Source organism: Pseudomonas neustonica (assembly GCF_003797945.1).
GTDB lineage: Bacteria > Pseudomonadota > Gammaproteobacteria > Pseudomonadales > Pseudomonadaceae > Halopseudomonas > Halopseudomonas neustonica.
The window spans coordinates 35,878-53,010 of sequence record NZ_RKKU01000021.1 but is presented as its reverse complement, the minus strand read 5'-3'; the positions used below and the strand labels follow the sequence as shown (position 1 = coordinate 53,010).

The following is a 17,133-nucleotide window of genomic DNA, read 5'->3' as shown; positions in this document are numbered from 1 at the left end:
TTGCGACAATGAAGCCCCGCCTGGCTAAGCCAAGCGGGGCTTTTTCATGCTACAGGATGCTCCATGCCAGCCTTAGATACTCGTACTCCCGACTTTTCCCGTGTTATGGTGGCTGACCGCAACCGCTTGCAGCAGCAGTATCGCAAGCTGGGTGAGGGCGCGGACGCCAAAGCCAGCAGCGACTGGGTCAAACGGTTTGAGGCCTCCGCTGCCAAGGTGGAGGCGCGTCAGGCGAGTATCCCGAACATTCGCTTTGTCGATAGTTTGCCGATCGCCGAGAAGCGTGAGCAGATCAAAGCGGCCATTGCTGCGCACCAGGTGGTCGTCATCGCGGGTGAAACCGGTTCGGGTAAAACTACTCAGTTACCCAAGATCTGTCTGGAGCTGGGCCGTGGCACGCGCGGGCTGATTGGTCACACACAACCGCGTCGTCTGGCGGCACGGAGTGTGGCTAGCCGAATTGCTGATGAGCTGGCGACGCCACTGGGTGAACTGGTGGGCTTTCAGGTGCGCTTTACCGATCAAAGCTCTGAAAAGTCGCTGATCAAACTGATGACCGACGGTATCCTGCTCGCCGAGACCCAGAATGATCGATTTCTTAATCGTTACGACACCATCATCATCGATGAAGCCCATGAACGCAGCCTGAATATCGACTTTCTGCTCGGGTATCTGAAAACTATTCTGTCCAAGCGGCCTGATCTAAAAGTGATCATTACGTCCGCAACCATTGACCTTGAACGCTTCTCTCAGCATTTTGATAACGCGCCAGTGATTGAAGTTTCGGGTCGAACCTTTCCAGTGGACGTCTGGTATCGGCCGCTAAGTGCGGAACAGGACGAAGAAGGTAATGTTGTAGAAGAAGACCTGAGTATTGATCAGGGCATCGTCTCCGCGCTACGCGAAATTGATGAGCATGAACGTACGCAGCGGCAGCCGCCCGGCGATGTACTGATCTTCCTGCCGGGCGAACGCGAAATTCGCGATACGGCTGACTATCTGCGCAAGGCAAACCTCAAACACACGGAAATTTTGCCACTCTACGCGCGGTTGTCAGCAGCCGAGCAACAGAAGATCTTTGCCTCCCACGCTGGCCGCCGTGTCGTGCTGGCCACCAACGTCGCAGAAACCTCCCTGACGGTGCCGGGCATCGTCTACGTGATAGATCCGGGTGAGGCGCGTATCAGCCGTTATAGCCCGCGCTCGAAAGTACAGCGGTTGCCGATTGAAGCGGTGTCGCAAGCCAGCGCTAATCAGCGCAAGGGCCGCTGCGGCCGGGTTGCTCCGGGGATTTGTGTGCGCTTGTATGCCGAGGATGACTTTAACGGCCGTCCAGCCTTCACCGATCCGGAGATTCGTCGTACCAATTTGGCGTCGGTGATACTGCAGATGCTGCATCTGCGCCTAGGCCGTATCGAAGATTTCCCCTTTATTGAACCGCCGGATAGCCGCGCCATCAGCGATGGTTTTACCTTGCTGCAGGAGTTGGGCGCGGTTGATCGCGCTGGTGCGATGAGTCATCTGGGTCGGCAATTGGCCCGACTGCCGGTGGACCCGCGAATCGGGCGCATGTTGCTCGAAGGCGCACAGCAGGACTGTCTGCATGAAGTTGCCGTTATTGCCAGTGCATTGTCGGTTCAGGATCCGCGTGAAAGGCCTATGGAGAAGCAGCAGGCCGCAGACCAGGCGCATACGCAGTGGGCCGATGAGGTGTCGGACTTTGCCGCTTTTCTTAACTTGTGGGCAGGGCACGAACAGCAACGTCAGGCGCTGACACAGGGGCAATTGCGTAGTTGGTGTCGGCGCAACTTTCTGAACTTTTTGCGGCTGCGCGAGTGGCGCGAAACCCATCGGCAGATCCGTCTGACGTGCCGTGACCTGGGGCTCAAGGAGAACACCCAGGCCGCAGGCCATGAGTCGATTCACAAGGCCCTGTTGTCCGGCCTGCTTAGTCATCTCGGTAACAAGACCGAAGAAGGGGACTACCTCGGGGCACGGCAACGGCGGTTTCTGCTGCATCCGTCATCTGCGCTGGCAAAGAAGAAACCGGCGTGGGTCATGGTGGCGGAATTGACCGAGACACGACGGTTGTACGGTCGCCTGGCAGCCAAGGTTGATCCGGCCTGGATTGAGCCATTGGCAGCCCACCTGACGAAAACCAGCTACAGCGAACCACACTGGGAGAAAAAACGCGGTCAGGTAGTCGCCTTTGAGCAAGTGACGCTTTATGGGCTAATTATTGTCCCGCGGCGCAAAGTTCACTACGGCCCGATCGATCCCGTGGTGTCGCGCGAGCTCTTTATTCGCCATGCGCTGGTGGGTGGTGAATGGCATGGTCGGGCGGCATTCAACAAGGCCAATCAGCAGCTCATCAGTGAGCTGGATGCGCTTGAGGCCAAGTCGCGTAAACGCGACATCGTAGTGGATGACGAGACGCTGTACCGCTTTTTTGATCAGCATATACCAGCCGATACCGTCCAACTGGCGAGCTTCGAGCGTTGGCTGAAACGCAATGCAGAACAGCAGCCCACGTTATTGCACATGACCCGTGAGGACCTGCTACAACGGGAGGCCGATGAGGTCAGTGCCGATCTCTATCCCGATGTGTTGCGTTGGGAATCGGTTGCGCTACCACTTAGTTATCACTTTGAGCCAGGCCATCGCGAAGACGGTGTCACGGTCAAAATACCGGCTTCGTTGTTACGCCGTATTCCGCAGAGCCGGCTGGAGTGGCTGGTGCCCGGCTTGATCTTTGATAAGTGCGTGGCGCTGGTGCGCGGCTTGCCCAAGGCATTGCGCAAAAACTTTGTGCCGGTGCCCGATTTTGTGCGCGCAGCGCTTGAGCGCATGCCGTTTGCTGAAGGCAGTCTGACCCAGGCACTGGGCCGCGAGCTGACCCGCATGACCGGGGTTCGATTGGATGAGCAGAGCTGGGATAACATTGAGCTGGAAGACCACCTCAACATGCGTATTGAGGTGGTCGACGCCAGCGGTAGCGTGATCTGCAGCGGCCGAGATTACAGTGCGCTTTGCGGTGAGCTGGAAGGGCGACCGATGGAGCCCGAGTCCAGCAGCGATCAAGACGCCTCGCCGCGCGACGAAAATACTCAGCCGCCCGGTTCCTACGCTTTACCCGGTAGTTTGATCCGTAAGCAGGCAGGTATCGCAGTCAATGTTTATCCGGCCTGGGTAGAGCAGGGCGACGAGGTGATTGAAAAGCTATTCGATGTGCCTCAGATAGCCGCTCAGCAGCATCGCCTGGGTATACAGCGCCTGTTATTGCAGGCACTACCGGAACAGGCCCGGCTGCTAAGGCAGAAGACCCAGGCGCTCAAGGATGCGGCTATCTACTATCGCGAGTTGGGCACCCAGAAACAGCTCACCGATGACGTGTTGCTCGGCGCGATTGACCGGGTCTTCCTCGCGGACGCTGAAGAGCTGCCTCGTGACCCCGCGGGGCTCAAGGAACTGCTTGAGCAAAAACGGGCAGATTGGGTCCCCAGTGCTGAACAACTGGCGCAGCAAGTGTTGGGGATACTCAAGCAGTGGCACGGCCTGCGTAAGCGCTTCAAGGGCAAGGTGGAACTGGCTCATGCGCTGGCGATGAATGATGTGCGTGATCAGCTGGCGAACCTGGTCTACCCCGGTTTTGCCCGTACCGTACCCACCGAGTGGCTAGGGCAGTACCCACGCTATTTGAGTGCTATCGAGCAGCGCCTCGACAAGCTGCCAGGCCAGGTGCCGCGTGATCGCGCCTGGACCGACGAACTGCAGGGGTTTTGGCAACAGTATCAGGCGCTAGCCGAGAAAATGCGCCGCGAAGGCCGCTGGGATGCGCGATTGGATGAGTGGCGCTGGATGCTCGAAGAATACCGGGTGTCGCTGTTTGCCCAGCAGCTAGGTACGCGCATGCCGGTTTCGGCAAAGCGCCTGGCGAAACTTTGGCGCGAAATCACAGCCTGAGAAGCAGGCGGCCGTTACACTGGCCGGCAACAACAAAACGCTACAAGGATTTCAGGTGGAGCAGAGTGTGATTGAGACGCACGCGTTAACGGTCAACTCCGTAGAGCTACAACTGCGTTGCTTTGGCAGCGACAACACCGGCGCTGTGCTGTTACTGGTGCACGGTGCCCTGGAAGACGGTCGTGTTTTTCATCCGCGCACTGATCAAGGGCTGGCGGGTACCTTGGTCGCGGCTGGTCACACTGTCTATGTGGTTGATCTGCGCGGCCATGGGGCCAGTCAGCCAGCGCTGGCCGATGCTACCGAAGGGATGACGCAGTCAGCGCTAATCAGCCAGGATCTGCCCGCTGTGCTGGCGTTTATCAGAGCACGCCATGCCGAGCGTCCGCTGTTTTGCGTCGGTCATGGTTGGGGCGGAGTGTGGATGGTGAGTGCCTTGATACGCCATCCTGAGCTCCTTCCCGCTATCAGCGGCTTATTACACTTTGGCGTAAGACGCAGGCAGCAGCATGGCTCCGGACTGACCCGATTAGCGAGCCGATGGGTTTGGCAGCGTCTGTTGCCATTGCTAGGTAAAATCAACGGGGTCATACCGGGTCGCGCCTTGGCGATTGGCACGGCCGATGAATCAACCGCGATCTACGCCGCCAATCTGGCCTGGATGCGCGGCGAATGGCGTGATCTTGAGGATGGTTTCGACTATGCTAGCGCCATAGATAAGCTGGATTGGCCGCCTGCATTGTATCTCGCAGGCGAGTCGGATCGTCAGCAGGGACATATTGGTGATGTGCGTGATTTTGCCCGAGAGATGGGGCCACATGACGCGCAGATCGTGTTGCTGGAGAAAGGGCAGGGCTGTTCCAGGCGTTACAGCCATAACGACCTGCTGACTCACCCGCAGGCGGAAGTCGATCATTTTCCGTTGGTACTCGGCTGGCTTGAACAGCACTTGCCCCGGTAGGTCTGCTGCCTGCAAAAGGTAAATCTACGGCAACAGCTGTCGAATCATATGATTTTACTGTTTGTGAAATAGCATTTCAGGTTGAATTTACGCAGCATTGGTAAACCATGCAGCGTTGTGAAGGCCTGTTGGAAATAGAGAGTGGTTTACCGATCTTGGCGCACTGGCGCTGGGTAAACCGCGTTCATAACACGAAAAGAGGGCCGACCGTGCACAAAGTAGTGATCAGCGGAACAGGTTTGTACACCCCTACAGAAAGCATCAGCAACGAAGAGCTGGTGGAAAGTTTTAATGCGTATGTCGAGCAGTTTAATGCAGACAACGCCGCAGCCATTGAGGCCGGTACGGTAGAAGCGCTGGCCTGTTCCAGCACCGAGTTTATCGAAAAGGCCTCTGGCATCAAGAGCCGCTATGTGATGAACAAAAGCGGTATTCTGGACATCAATCGCATGGTGCCGGATATCCCTGAGCGCGCTAACGAAGAGCAGTCACTGCTTTGCGAGATGGCCGTCAAGGCTGCACACCAGGCGCTTGAGGCCGCAGGTCGCACACCTGCTGATATCGATGCGGTTATTGTGGCTTGCTCCAATTTGCCGCGAGGCTATCCGGCACTGGCGGTAGAGGTGCAGGAAGCACTGGGTATCGATGGTTTTGGTTTTGATATGAACGTTGCCTGTTCTTCTGCCACCTTTGGTATTCAGAATGCAGCCAGTGCCGTGCAATTGGGTCAGGCGCGTGCGGTACTGATGGTGAACCCTGAAGTCTGTACCGGTCATATGAGCTTCCGTGATCGTGACAGCCACTTTATCTTTGGCGACGCCTGTACTGCAGTTGTCATCGAGCGTGCCGATCAGGCCGTGTGCGAGCATCCCTATGAGATCCTGGGTACCAAGCTGCTAACCAAGTTCTCTAATAACATCCGCAACAACTTTGGTTTTCTTAACCGCGCTGACGAGTCGGGTATCGGCAAGGCCGACAAGTTGTTCGTACAGAATGGTCGCAAGGTGTTCCGCGATGTCTGCCCTATGGTGGCCGAACTGATTGGCAACCACCTGCAGGAAGTGGGGCTATCAGTCGAAGATATCAAGCGTTTCTGGCTACACCAGGCCAACCTGAACATGAACATGCTGATTGCGCGCAAGCTGCTGGGTCGTGACCCAAGTGCAGAAGAAGCACCTGTCGTGCTTGATAAGTATGCCAACACCAGTTCAGCTGGTTCTATTATTGCCTTCCACCAGAATCAACAGGATCTGCCCGTTGGTAGCCACGGAGTTATTTGCTCCTTCGGCGCGGGTTACTCGATCGGCAGTGTGGTGGTGCGCAAGCATTAATAGCCGGTCGCACCGGAGGGATCGCCAGTGACAGATGAAGATCTGTTGCTGGCGCGCCTGCGAAGCGGCGAGCAGGCGGCTTATAAAGTCTTGGTTGAGCGTTACCAGGGTGCGATGCGCGCCATAGCCATCGCCATCGTCGGCATGAGCAGTGCCGACGAGGTAGTGCAGGACAGCTGGCTATCGGTCGTGCGTAATATTGATGGCTTCGCCGGCCGAGCGAGCCTGAAGACCTGGCTGCTGACCATTACCGCCAACGCCGCTAAAACTCGTCTGAAAAAGCAACGACGAGAAGTTTTTATCGACGATATTGCCGGTCCGCATGGCACCATAGGCGCTGACCGTTTCAAAGCTGATGGGCACTGGCAACAGTCGCCGCTTGGCTGGCATACCGACTCCCCTGAAGCCCTGCTCGATGAGCAGGAGCTACGCGAGTGCCTGGACCATACCCTGACCAGTCTATCCGAGCTGCAATGCAGCGTGCTGCTGTTGCGCGATCGACAGTGTCTGGAGCTGGAAGAGATCTGTAACCTGCTCGAAATTTCGCACTCTAATGTTCGAGTACTGTTGCATCGTGCGCGCTTGAGCGTCTTTGCAACACTGGAACATTTTGAGGACACGGGCGAATGTTGACGTGCAAGGGACTGGTGGCTCAATCCAGTGATCTTCTGGATGGCAGCTTGAGTTTTAGACAGCGATTAGCCGCGCGGACGCATTTGGCTATCTGTTTTCACTGTCGACGGTTTATCCGACAAATGCGGATCAGCCAACGCGTAATACGTACTCTGCCCGAAGCGCCACTTCCCGATCTTGAGCACTTGCTGAGAGCTATCAGCGAGCAGCGCGCGGCTCAATCAGACGACCATAACGAGCGTTGATTCATATCAGGTTTCAAAAAAGAGCCTGCTTTTGTAACCGCGACAGGTCAGCCTGGTCTAGTTTAGTAGGGAGGCACTCAATGCCTTCATTCAAAAAGACGGAGATTGGCCATGAATAAATTCAATACTGCGATGCTGACGTTGGGTGTCACCTTGGTAAGCGCTGGTGTCAGCGTCAATGCTGCCGAAAACCCTTTTGCTGTGCAGGAGCTGCAGAGCGGCTATAACGTTGCTGACAACCACGGTGAAGGTGACATGGAAGGCAAGTGCGGCGAAGGCAGTTGTGGTGAGGAGAAGGAAGAAAGCAAAAGCGAAGCCGAAGGCAAGTGCGGTGAAGGCACCTGCGGTAACTGAGGAATGACTGTAATTCAGCATTCCGGCCTTAGTGGCGCAGGCCTCGGTCTGCGTCGCAGCCTGCTTGGTGAGATCGCCGATAGTTCGCACGCCGGTGCCGACTTTCTTGAGGTGGCGCCGGAAAACTGGATCAATATCGGTGGCCGCTTTGGTCGCCAATTCCGTGCGCTGACTGAACGCTATACCTTTGCCTGCCACGGGTTGTCATTGAATTTGGGCGGCTTGGCCCCCCTGGATCAGCGGCTACTTCGCGATATCAAGTGCTTCCTCGATGAGCATCAGATCAGTGTCTATAGCGAGCATCTTTCGGCTTGCGCCGACGATGGTCAGCTTTATGACCTCATGCCGGTTCCCTTCAGCGAATTCAACGTTCTGCGTATCGCTGAGCGTATCAATCAGGTGGAAGACGCGTTGCAGCGGCCACTGATCATCGAGAACGTCTCGGCTTATGCCTGCCTGCCAGGTGATATGGATGAGACAGCATTCGTTAACGCAGTATTGCAGGAGGCCGACTGTCAGCTATTGCTGGACGTTAACAATGTATTGGTAAACAGCATTAATTTTGGCACTGATGCCGAGCAGTTTATCCGGGCAATGCCGAGTGCACGCATTGCCTATATGCACATAGCCGGTCATCACGATGCGCAGCCAGGGTTGAAAATTGATAGCCATGGTGCACCGGTGATAGATCCGGTATGGCAGCTTTTGCAACTCGCTTATGCTGAGCATGGCGTGCGCCCAACGTTGCTGGAGCGCGACTTCAATTTTCCGCCGATAGCCGAGTTATATGCTGAGTTGGGGCAGATCCGTGAGATGCAGACGGCAGTGGCTGCGCCCCGGATTTTGCGCGCATGAGCCGCGCTAGTCGCAGTGAACAGCACCAGCGCGACTTTGCGGCACGTATACGTAACCCATCGGCTGCGCCGATTCCCGACGCAATACCGGCTGATCGTGTCGCCGTCTATGAACGATTGTTTTACAACAGTATCGAGAGCTTTGTTCGCGGTACCTTTCCGGTTTTACATAGCCTGCTATCGGCGGAGCGCTGGGCTCAACTGGTCAGCGGCTTTATCGCACAGCACCAGTGCCGCTCACCGTACTTTCTGGAAATTGGTCAGGAGTTTATTGCCTGGCTACAGCAAAGTTATATCAGGGACCTCGATGATCCGCCCTACATGCTGGAGCTGGCGCATTATGAGTGGGTCGAGCTGGCGTTGGATACCGCAACCGCTGAGTTGCCGGTAAAGGCGCCAGAGGGCGGCGTGCTCGACCTGTATAGTAGTACCCTGAGTGCCTCGCCGTTGGCCTGGCCGCTCGCTTATCAATGGCCGGTCCATCGCATAGGCCCAGATTATCAGCCGACTGAAGCACCCGCGCAGCCTACCTGCCTGCTGGTCTGGCGTGATCGCAACGATAAAGTGCGCTTTATGCAACTGACCAGCTTTACCTTCCAGCTGCTGACCCGGTTACAAGAGCGGGCGGGGACGCCAGCAGCCTTGCTTGGCTACGTGGCCGACCAGAACGGGTTAGTCTGCGATGAGGGTTTTCTGGCTAATGGTTTGGCCTTGCTCAACGATTGGGTCGCGCAGGATATTGTGTTGCCTGCTTGAGTCGAGCCCTTGTTACCAGTTAAAGCCTGGTCTCCATTTCTTTTCTATCCTACTGATTTTCCTCGTGACACCTCGATCGCCGTTTGAGCGAACGTCCTCAGGTCTGTGTTCCCGCCAAAAAGTTCCGTTGTCACTGAATGTTCATCTTTGCGCAACTGATTTGAAATATGGCGCTGCCAAGATTCGTTCCAACACCGGGCATCAAGCCGCAAGGCAGCCCAAATGTGTTGTTTAACTGTCAACGCAAAAACACTAATGAGGAAAGACTCAATGACACTGCGTAAGCATTTTGCCGGATTCGCCGTTACCGCCCTGGCAGCTGCCATTCCTGCTGTTGCCATGGCTGACGTAAGCATCTATGGCCGTGCACATGTATCCGTGGACTATCTGGACGACGGTGCGGATTACTCCGAGACCAACCTGTCCAGCAACGCTTCACGTCTGGGTTTCAAAGGTGATCATGAGATTAACTCAAACTTGACTGCTTTCTTTCAGATTGAGCAGGAAATTAATTTCGGCACTGATAGCGATAACACGCTCAATACCCGCGATACGTTCGTCGGTCTGAAGGGTGGTTTCGGTAGCGCTCGTATGGGGCGTTTTGACAGCCCATTCAAAGGCGCTCGCGGTCCCGCTAACCTGTTCGGCGATCAGGTCGGTGATATGCGTAACTTGACCCGTGTGGGTAATGCCCGTTTCGACGAGCGTTATGACAACACGCTTGAATACACCACTCCCGACATGAGCGGCTTCTTTGCCAAGCTGGGTTACTCTGTTCAAGAAGGCGAGGAAGCTGATTCCGACGCAGATGAAAGCGTAATGAGTGGTTCATTGAACTACGCGGGTTCTGCCTTGGAAGCGGCTTTGGCTTATGAGTCTGCGGAAGAAGACACCGGTCGTGGCGAACGTGACGGTATCCGCGTTGCAGCAGCTTACAAGATTACTGATGGCTTCAAAGCGGTTGGTTTCTATCAGACTGTTGACTACACCAGCGACGCAGTAACGGACGCTGTACAAGATCAACTGTCTTCCGATACTTACGGTCTGGGTGCCGAATTTAAGGTCGCTGAAAACACGGCTTTGAAAGGTATGTGGATGACGCGTGATTCAGATGCTGACAACTTTGACAGCGATATGTGGGTTGTTGGTGTTGAGCACAAACTCGACAAGGCTGTCCGCGTCTACGCTAACTACGCTCTGGTTTCAAACGATGAGAACGTCAACTTGACTCCTTGGGCACAAAGTCGTTCCGCTGCACCAGGTGGCACTGTCAATGAAGACGCCTCTGGCTTGTCTGTAGGCCTGCGTTACGACTTCTAATCTGGTTATTAGTTAACGGATTGAAGTACTCCCCAAAGCCGGGCTGTTTGTAAAAGCAGCCCGGCTTTGTCATTAAAGTGAAACGATACGGTCTTAATCTTGTCGCCCAGTGGTCACCTAATCATGGCCATGGCTTGATCAAACGCTATCTTCACTCGTGCTAGGAGTTTTAACCCATGCGTCATCTGCTTTGTATCGCCGCCGCTGCGCTGCTATCAGCCTGTGCTCAACAGGCTCCTGTTAAACTTTATTCCGGTGCCGAGCAGCCGGTGTCACAGGTGGTCGTGGTAGAAATGCCCAATACGCTGGAAGTGCTGGATATAAATGGCCAGCCAGCTCCGGCAGCGAACGCGATGGTAGGTAATAAGACACGCCAGCTGCTGCTTCAGCCTGGTGAGTATCGTATTAACGCTTACTTTGAAAATGGCTACGACATCGGTGGTGGTCTGAGTCACGAAGTGGTGCGTACTCGCAGTGCTACCTTCAAAATTGACGGCAACGCCGGCGAAGTATGGCGCTTGGAATTTACTGAGCCGAATAACCTGAAGGAAGCCCAGGACATGGAGAATAGTTTCTCTGGTGCCGCCGTTAACACTCGGACAGGAGAGCGCGTCGCGACAGAGAAGGGCCCTGCTTACGTATCTCTGTTGGGACAGATGCTGGGCTCCGGTGGCGTGGCTGTGCCAGACGCGGGCACTGCTATCGCTCCGCTTGGCAGCCAGCAGCAGGCTGCTCATAGCGTCGCTGCAGTACCTGCACCCTCTCAGGCCGCTACTCCCGTTCAGACCCTGCCAGCGGACGCCGCAACGCTATCGACGCTCAAACAGATTTGGCTGATGCTTTCCCCGCAGAGCCGCGAGGCTTTTATTGACTGGACTGCCCAGTAAGTTTTTTGGTTTTTGTGTTGCTCCTTATTCCCCCGCTTGCGGGGGATTTTTTTGTCTTTTAATAATCGACCGCTTTTTCGCTTGCCGCCATTGCCCATAGATGCGCCCCGACCAGCGCGCGGTAAGGGCTGAATGCTGCCAGCCAGGCGGCGGTTTGGCGCTGATCCGGGGTTTCCGCTTGTGCCAGCAGCCTTTGCAGTCGCTTGCGAATGACCACGTCACCGTGCAACGAGCCGTCAAGCAAACCAAAACCACGCAGCATTAGATAGCTCACTGTCCAGGGTCCGATGCCACGCAGCGCCAGTAGTTTGGCTGCCAGCGCCTTGGGGTCCAGATCCTCGGCGCAACGCCAATGCCGAAGCGGTAGGTTGTCATTGATGGTTTCCTGCGCAAGCGATAACAGGCTTTTGGCCTTGCTTTGCGATAAGCCACAGGCGGTCAGTTGCTCAATGCACAGACCCGCGAGGATATCTGCATCCGGATGGCAAGTAAGCCCGCCACTGTGTGGCACGCCATGCTGTTGGATCAACCTGCGGCGTATCGATATCGCTGCTGCAACGCTGATCATCTGGCCAATAATCGCCCAGCAGCCAGCCTCGAAAGGGGTTATTGCTTGCGGTATACGCAATCCGGGTGTGGCAGCAATAAGAGGGCCGATCTGCGGGTGTTGGCCATAACGTTGTGCGAATACATCCACTGGCTGTGACAGGCCTAGAATGTGCTCACCCCATGCCACCAGATCATTGCGGCTTAGGGGAGTGGGTCTGTCGCTCTTCCAGCTAATGCTGGCGACGCCGCCATGGCTGAAGTTGATTGTCATGGCAGCCGGTATGCCCTGATACAAGGTGGCTTTGCTAACTGTCGTTTGTTGCACGACTTCAGCCAGTTGCTGATTATCACGTTGATAAAAACGCAAAACGTCATACACCCGAAAATCCCGGGGTAGGCTGAGCGTGACGCTCAGTTGGCTGCCTTGGGCCATATCAGATGTCCTCTCGTCGGGTTGCAATACTTGGCTTTGGCGCGTTAGCAGTAACCAGCAGGCGTGATCGCGCATTTAGTAGTGAATTTCGTTCGGTATGGACGCCGTGTTGTGGCACTCTTTGCGCTATGAACTTACGCCAGCTTACGCATATCGATCAGGTCAACGCCAGCCAATGGGATGCGCTATTGCCCAGTGGCTATCCCTTTTTGCGCCACGGTTTTCTTGCCGCATTGGAGCGTAGCGGGTCGGTTGGTATTGATGCCGGTTGGGTACCTGCGCATTTGGTCGTAGAGAACGCCGATGGTAGCTTGCAGGCACTGTTGCCGCTTTATCAAAAAATGCATTCCTACGGTGAGTATGTCTTCGATTGGCAATGGGCGGAGGCCTGGGAGCGGGCAGGGCAGTCGTATTATCCCAAGCTGCTCGCCGCTGTGCCTTTTTCACCGGTACAAGGGCCGCGCCTATTGGGCCGTTGTGAGGCCAGCCAACAGCTCATTCTGCAAGCGCTGGATGAGACCCTGCAACGCGGTTTGGTCTCGGGGGTAAACCTGCTGTTCAATCAAGACAGTGATAATTCTCTGTTGGAGCGTGCCGGCTGGGTACAGCGGTTGGGCTGCCAGTTCCATTGGTTTAACCGTGGGTACAGCAGTTTTGATGATTTTCTCGCTGCTTGTAGCTCGCGCAAGCGCAAGAATTTTCGCAAGGAGCGGCAGTCCGTAGCGGCGCAAGGCATCCATTTTGAATGGCATCAAGGGGCGGAGATTACTGAAACGCATTGGCAACGGTTTTTCCCCTTTTATGCGGCGACCTATCTCAAGCGTGGTCAGCAGCCCTATCTCATGCGTGCTTTTTTCAGTGAGCTATCTGCCGAGCTACCTGAGGCAGTGCGCCTGGTCTTTGCCCGTCAGGACGACCGAGACGTCGCCGGTGCGCTCTTCCTCGTTGGTGACGACACCTTGTATGGCCGCTATTGGGGATGTCTGGAAGAATATGATCGGCTGCATTTCGAAACCTGTTTCTATCAGGGCATGGATAGATGCATAGCCGAAGGGCTTAGCCGCTTTGATGCCGGCGCGCAGGGCGAACATAAACTGGTGCGTGGCTTTGAGCCGGTACTAACCCAGTCCTGGCACAAGTTGCAGCCAAGCTTGCATGAAGCGGTAGCGGACTTTCTTGAGCGCGAGCGCGCCGGGGTGAGGTCTTATCAGGCGGAGTCTGCAGGTTTCCTGCCATTCAAACAGGAAACCTGACGATAACTACTCTGCTTACTCGGCGTCCAGAACCTTGGCGCTGAGGATGGTGACGGGGTTGCGTGGTACATCTGAGTGTCCCGCTTTACTGGTAGTGGCCACCTTGCCGATGGTCTCTACCACGCCTTCACCGCTGACGACTTTACCGAATACCGCATAGCCAAAGTCACGGCTGCCGTTGTTCAGAAAGTCGTTGTTACCCAGGTTAATGAAGAATTGGCTGGTTGCACTGTCAACTACACCGGTACGCGCCATCGCCAGGGTGTAGCGGTTATTCATCAGGCCATTGTCTGCTTCATTCTTGATCGGATTGCCCACTTCCCGCTGGCGCATGTTTGCGTCAAAACCACCGGTTTGGATCATGAAGCCAGGGATGACACGATGGAAAATAACCCCGTCGTAATGCCCGGATTCAACATAGCGCAAGAAGTTGGCTACGCTGATGGGTGCAGCCTCTTGGTTCAACTCAACCACAATGTCACCCAGCGAGGTGGATAGCTGGACGCGCGGATCATCGGCCAGCGCAGTGCAGCTCAGCAGCATTAGGGTGGCAGCACCCAATAGGTGTTTCAGCATCTTTTACTCCGTCATTATGTGGTCCTGCTTAGGCAGGATCTATTTCGTGGGTAAGGGTCCGGGTGGCGTCCACCTGTTGCAGAAAATCGAGCAGAAGGCTATTGAACGCCTCGGGTTGATCAACGGGTGTAGCGTGCCGTGAATCGGCGATGACTTCCAGTCTGGCATCACCCAATCGACTCACATAGTTGCGTTTTTGTTCCACCGGCGTGTAGTCCTGGTCCGCACTGACGACCAGCACCGGGCAAACAATGCGGTCCAGCTGAGCGCTCACACCCCAGCCGACGATAGCGCGAAGCGAGGCCAGGTAACTGCGGCGGTCGTTTTCGCACCAGCGGGCCTGAAAGGTATCGCGATGATGTTGCTGATCCGGCTTGGGGAATAACATTTTGCCCAGGCCACTGGCGATAGCGCGCATGGGTAGGATATGGGCGAAAAACAGGCGTTTACCCGCCATCCAGTATTCTGCAGGGCGTCTTGGGATAACCTCAGGCGCACTGTTGACGATGGTCAGGCTGGCAGGCGTTTCTGGTGAATTGGTCGCTAGCTGAAAGGCAATCATGCCGCCCATCGACAGCCCCACAATATGCGGTTTTTCCAGCTCCATGGCCTGGATGAAAGCCAAGCAGTCTGCGGCAAAGAGGGGGATAGAGTAGCCGTTACCCCCTTTTTCGGTTTGGCCATGACCGCGACTGTCGAGACAGAGCACGCGGTAATGTTCGGTCAGTGCCGGAACCTGGTATTCCCAGTCGCGTTCACTTGAGCCAAGTCCGTGCAGCAGCAGCAGGGGTGGGCCACTCCCCTGATCGGTATAGTGAAACAGGCAGTCATTCAGTCTGATCTGCGGCATGCGATGCGTCCCTGATGGCCAAAGTCCCATTCTAGACACGGACTTGCTGCAATGAGAAGCCTGCAATCAGGCTGTCATCGAATGTTCAATCAGCAGATCTGCGAGAATGCGCGTAGCAGGGCCCATGGGGCGCTCACGGTTGGCATACAGAAACAGGTAATGTGAGCGGCGCGCACCCTGCTGTAGCGGCAGTATCTTTAGCTTGCCAGCGGCGACCTGCTCACTGATCTCATGCTCTGGCAGCCAGGCGAATCCTAGACCACGGGCTACCAGTTTGGCGGCGGTAGACAGGCTGGCTACCGTCCAGCGCTGCTCTGCACCCAGCCAGCCTGAGTCGCGGGGTTGGCGCTTGCCTGAATCACGAATAACGACCTGCAGATGGCCTTGTAAATCATCGTGGTTCAGCGTGCGTTGCAATTGGTGTAATGCATGCTCTGGGTGAGCAACCGCGATGAAATCAACGGCGTTAAGTTGCTGCGGCAGAAACCCGGCAATACTGATGCCTGAGATGGCCAGGTCCGCGCTGCCGTTGACCAGGCACTCTTCAACGCCGGAAAGTACCTCCTCACGGAGCTGAACGCGGCAGCCATGGCTGGCGGGCATGAAGGCCTGCAGCGCGGTCGCCAGTCGCTCGGCGGGGTAGGCCGCATCTACTACCAGATTCACTTCGGCCTCCCAACCCAACTCCAGCTGGTGGGCGAGCACTTCCAACTGACTGGCTTGCTCTACCACTTGCCGTGAACGCCTCAAGAGTGTTGTTCCTGCCTCAGTCAATACCGCTTTACGACCTTCTATTTCCAGTAGCGGCACCCCGAGCTGTTCCTGCATGCGCGCTATGGTGTAGCTTACCGAGGATTGTGAGCGGTGCAGGGCCTCTGCTGCCTGGGCATAGCCGCCATAATCAACGACGGCTTGCAGCGTACGCCACTGCTCAAGGGTTACCCGGGGTGCTTTCATCTCAACTACCTCTTATGGCGCTTGCGAGCCAGTGCGCTTAGCGCCAAGCTGCTAGAGTTACTGATTGCGGCCGTGCGATAACGGCTAATAACAAGGAGCTTCACCATGTCTCGTCTCAACTCGATCTTGCTGGTCGGTTGCCTGCTGCCGGCCGTCGCCATGGCCTCTTTTCCTATCGACGTTGAAATGAACGCCAACGGGGTCAGTGTGTCGGCTACGTCGGCTGACGTTAGCAACGTTGCTACAGTGACGTTAACAAATAACGGCAGCAATACTGCGCAATGCGAAGCCACTTTTATCAGCGGGCCAGAGCGCCCTTTTCCGCGACGTACCCAACTGGATGCGGGTGAGAGCACAGTGCTTACTCAGCACTTTGAACGAGAGATAACGCGCGTTCGCGTTAGCGTGAACTGTAAAGCTAAGTAAACATATCAGTTTTGTCGATTGTTATAAGCGTATTTTTGCGCTTTTATATCTTTTTATTGGGTCTAATATACCTCCATCACAACACATTTGATGGAGGCTTTTTATGCAACAGATCCTGGTAGTTCAAAGCAGCGCGCGTCAGAACGGTTCTCTGTCACGTGAATACACCGCTAACCTGGTAGCCAAGCTGCAGGCGCAGCATCCTGAGGCTAAGGTAGTGACGCGCGATATTGGCGCGAACCCGGTACCGCACCTTGACGAGACCCTGCTTAACGGCTGGATGAAGCCCGCAGACCAGCAGACTGATGCAGACCGCGCCGCTGACGCCCGCTCCAATGAGCTGGTAGATGAGCTGCTGGCCAGTGACATCGTGGTCATCGGCTCGCCGATGTATAACTTCGGTATTACCTCGACGCTAAAAGCCTGGTTTGACCACGTGCTGCGTGCCGGCCGTACGTTCAAGTACACCGAAACCGGCCCTGTTGGTCTGACGCCTGATCGCAAGGTTTACATTGTGGCCTCGCGCGGTGGTCGTCACCAGGGTTCACCGCTGGATCATCAGCAGCCTTACATCACCACGGCTTTTGGTTTTATTGGTATTCAGGATCTGACTTTCATACATGTGGAAGGTCAGGCAATGGGTGAAGAAGAGGCCGGTAAGGGTCGTGCTGAGGCTGATAAGGCGCTGAGTGAGTTGGCTGCCTGATCAACTGGGCAAAGCTCTGTCTTAGCGACAAAAAAGCCGGGGCGCTTCAGCACCCCGGCTTTTTTATGCTGCCGTTACT

At 55.7% G+C, this 17,133-nt stretch carries 17 protein-coding genes; 13 read left to right on the top strand and 4 right to left on the bottom strand.

The features are described 5' to 3' along the window. Positions 1-63: 63 nt before the first annotated feature. The 10 genes from hrpA to EF096_RS14810 all read left to right on the top strand — a co-directional run bounded on the left by hrpA (position 64) and on the right by EF096_RS14810 (position 11,304). Positions 64-3,963, top strand: coding sequence for an ATP-dependent RNA helicase HrpA (gene hrpA / locus EF096_RS14855; RefSeq protein WP_123890583.1), 3,900 nt, complete (start codon positions 64-66; stop codon positions 3,961-3,963). A gap of 67 nt (positions 3,964-4,030) precedes the next feature. Beyond that, a complete protein-coding gene (locus tag EF096_RS14850; RefSeq protein WP_158611290.1) occupies positions 4,031-4,924 on the top strand; it encodes an alpha/beta fold hydrolase in 894 nt (297 codons plus the stop codon). A 209-nt stretch (positions 4,925-5,133) separates the two neighbouring features. Further along, positions 5,134-6,255 (top strand): beta-ketoacyl-ACP synthase III, encoded by a 1,122-nt coding sequence (locus EF096_RS14845; protein ID WP_123890581.1) that lies wholly within the window; start codon positions 5,134-5,136, stop codon positions 6,253-6,255. Positions 6,256-6,282: 27 nt separating this feature from the next. After that, positions 6,283-6,888: an RNA polymerase sigma factor gene (locus EF096_RS14840; protein ID WP_123890580.1), complete on the top strand. Its 606-nt coding sequence runs from the start codon at positions 6,283-6,285 to the stop codon at positions 6,886-6,888. Continuing rightward, on the top strand, positions 6,882-7,133 hold the full coding sequence (locus tag EF096_RS14835; RefSeq protein WP_123890579.1) for an anti-sigma factor family protein: 252 nt from the start codon (positions 6,882-6,884) through the stop codon (positions 7,131-7,133). The genes EF096_RS14840 and EF096_RS14835 overlap by 7 nt, the downstream gene beginning before the upstream one ends. 111 nt (positions 7,134-7,244) lie before the next feature. Then, positions 7,245-7,487: an HvfA family oxazolone/thioamide-modified RiPP metallophore gene (locus EF096_RS14830; RefSeq protein ID WP_123890578.1), complete on the top strand. Its 243-nt coding sequence runs from the start codon at positions 7,245-7,247 to the stop codon at positions 7,485-7,487. A 3-nt stretch (positions 7,488-7,490) separates the two neighbouring features. After that, on the top strand, positions 7,491-8,342 hold the full coding sequence (locus tag EF096_RS14825; RefSeq protein WP_220469292.1) for an HvfB family MNIO-type RiPP peptide maturase: 852 nt from the start codon (positions 7,491-7,493) through the stop codon (positions 8,340-8,342). Beyond that, positions 8,339-9,097: an HvfC family RiPP maturation protein gene (locus EF096_RS14820; protein WP_123890577.1), complete on the top strand. Its 759-nt coding sequence runs from the start codon at positions 8,339-8,341 to the stop codon at positions 9,095-9,097. Before EF096_RS14825 ends, EF096_RS14820 begins: the two co-directional genes overlap by 4 nt. 270 nt (positions 9,098-9,367) lie before the next feature. Further along, positions 9,368-10,417, top strand: coding sequence for a porin (locus EF096_RS14815; protein WP_123890576.1), 1,050 nt, complete (start codon positions 9,368-9,370; stop codon positions 10,415-10,417). Positions 10,418-10,593: 176 nt separating this feature from the next. Continuing rightward, complete coding sequence (locus tag EF096_RS14810) at positions 10,594-11,304, top strand: DUF2057 family protein (protein WP_123890575.1); 711 nt, start codon at positions 10,594-10,596, stop codon at positions 11,302-11,304. Positions 11,305-11,362: 58 nt separating this feature from the next. Here the strand turns inward: EF096_RS14810 and EF096_RS14805 are convergent, their stop codons facing one another. Next, the gene (locus EF096_RS14805) at positions 11,363-12,286 is read right to left on the bottom strand and encodes a DNA-3-methyladenine glycosylase family protein (RefSeq protein WP_123890574.1); all 924 of its coding nucleotides are present in this window, start codon (positions 12,284-12,286) and stop codon (positions 11,363-11,365) included. 128 nt (positions 12,287-12,414) lie between these two features. On the opposite strand from EF096_RS14805, the gene EF096_RS14800 reads away from it, so the two are divergent. Then, a complete protein-coding gene (locus tag EF096_RS14800; protein ID WP_123890573.1) occupies positions 12,415-13,539 on the top strand; it encodes a GNAT family N-acetyltransferase in 1,125 nt (374 codons plus the stop codon). Positions 13,540-13,554: 15 nt separating this feature from the next. On the opposite strand, the gene EF096_RS14795 is transcribed toward EF096_RS14800, so the two are convergent. The 3 genes from EF096_RS14795 to EF096_RS14785 all read right to left on the bottom strand — a co-directional run bounded on the left by EF096_RS14795 (position 13,555) and on the right by EF096_RS14785 (position 15,922). After that, positions 13,555-14,115 carry a peptidylprolyl isomerase gene (locus EF096_RS14795; protein ID WP_123890572.1) on the bottom strand — a complete coding sequence of 187 codons (561 nt, stop codon included), beginning with the start codon at positions 14,113-14,115 and terminating at the stop codon, positions 13,555-13,557. A gap of 28 nt (positions 14,116-14,143) precedes the next feature. Beyond that, a complete protein-coding gene (locus tag EF096_RS14790) occupies positions 14,144-14,965 on the bottom strand; it encodes an alpha/beta fold hydrolase (RefSeq protein WP_123890571.1) in 822 nt (273 codons plus the stop codon). A 66-nt stretch (positions 14,966-15,031) separates the two neighbouring features. Further along, positions 15,032-15,922 carry a LysR family transcriptional regulator gene (locus EF096_RS14785; RefSeq protein ID WP_123890570.1) on the bottom strand — a complete coding sequence of 297 codons (891 nt, stop codon included), beginning with the start codon at positions 15,920-15,922 and terminating at the stop codon, positions 15,032-15,034. Between the two features lie 105 nt (positions 15,923-16,027). On the opposite strand from EF096_RS14785, the gene EF096_RS14780 reads away from it, so the two are divergent. Together EF096_RS14780 and EF096_RS14775 are read left to right on the top strand one after the other, a co-directional pair. Beyond that, the gene (locus EF096_RS14780) at positions 16,028-16,348 is read left to right on the top strand and encodes a 3-phosphoglycerate kinase (protein ID WP_123890569.1); all 321 of its coding nucleotides are present in this window, start codon (positions 16,028-16,030) and stop codon (positions 16,346-16,348) included. A gap of 103 nt (positions 16,349-16,451) precedes the next feature. Further along, a complete protein-coding gene (locus EF096_RS14775; RefSeq protein WP_123890568.1) occupies positions 16,452-17,054 on the top strand; it encodes an FMN-dependent NADH-azoreductase in 603 nt (200 codons plus the stop codon). Positions 17,055-17,133: the final 79 nt, after the last annotated feature.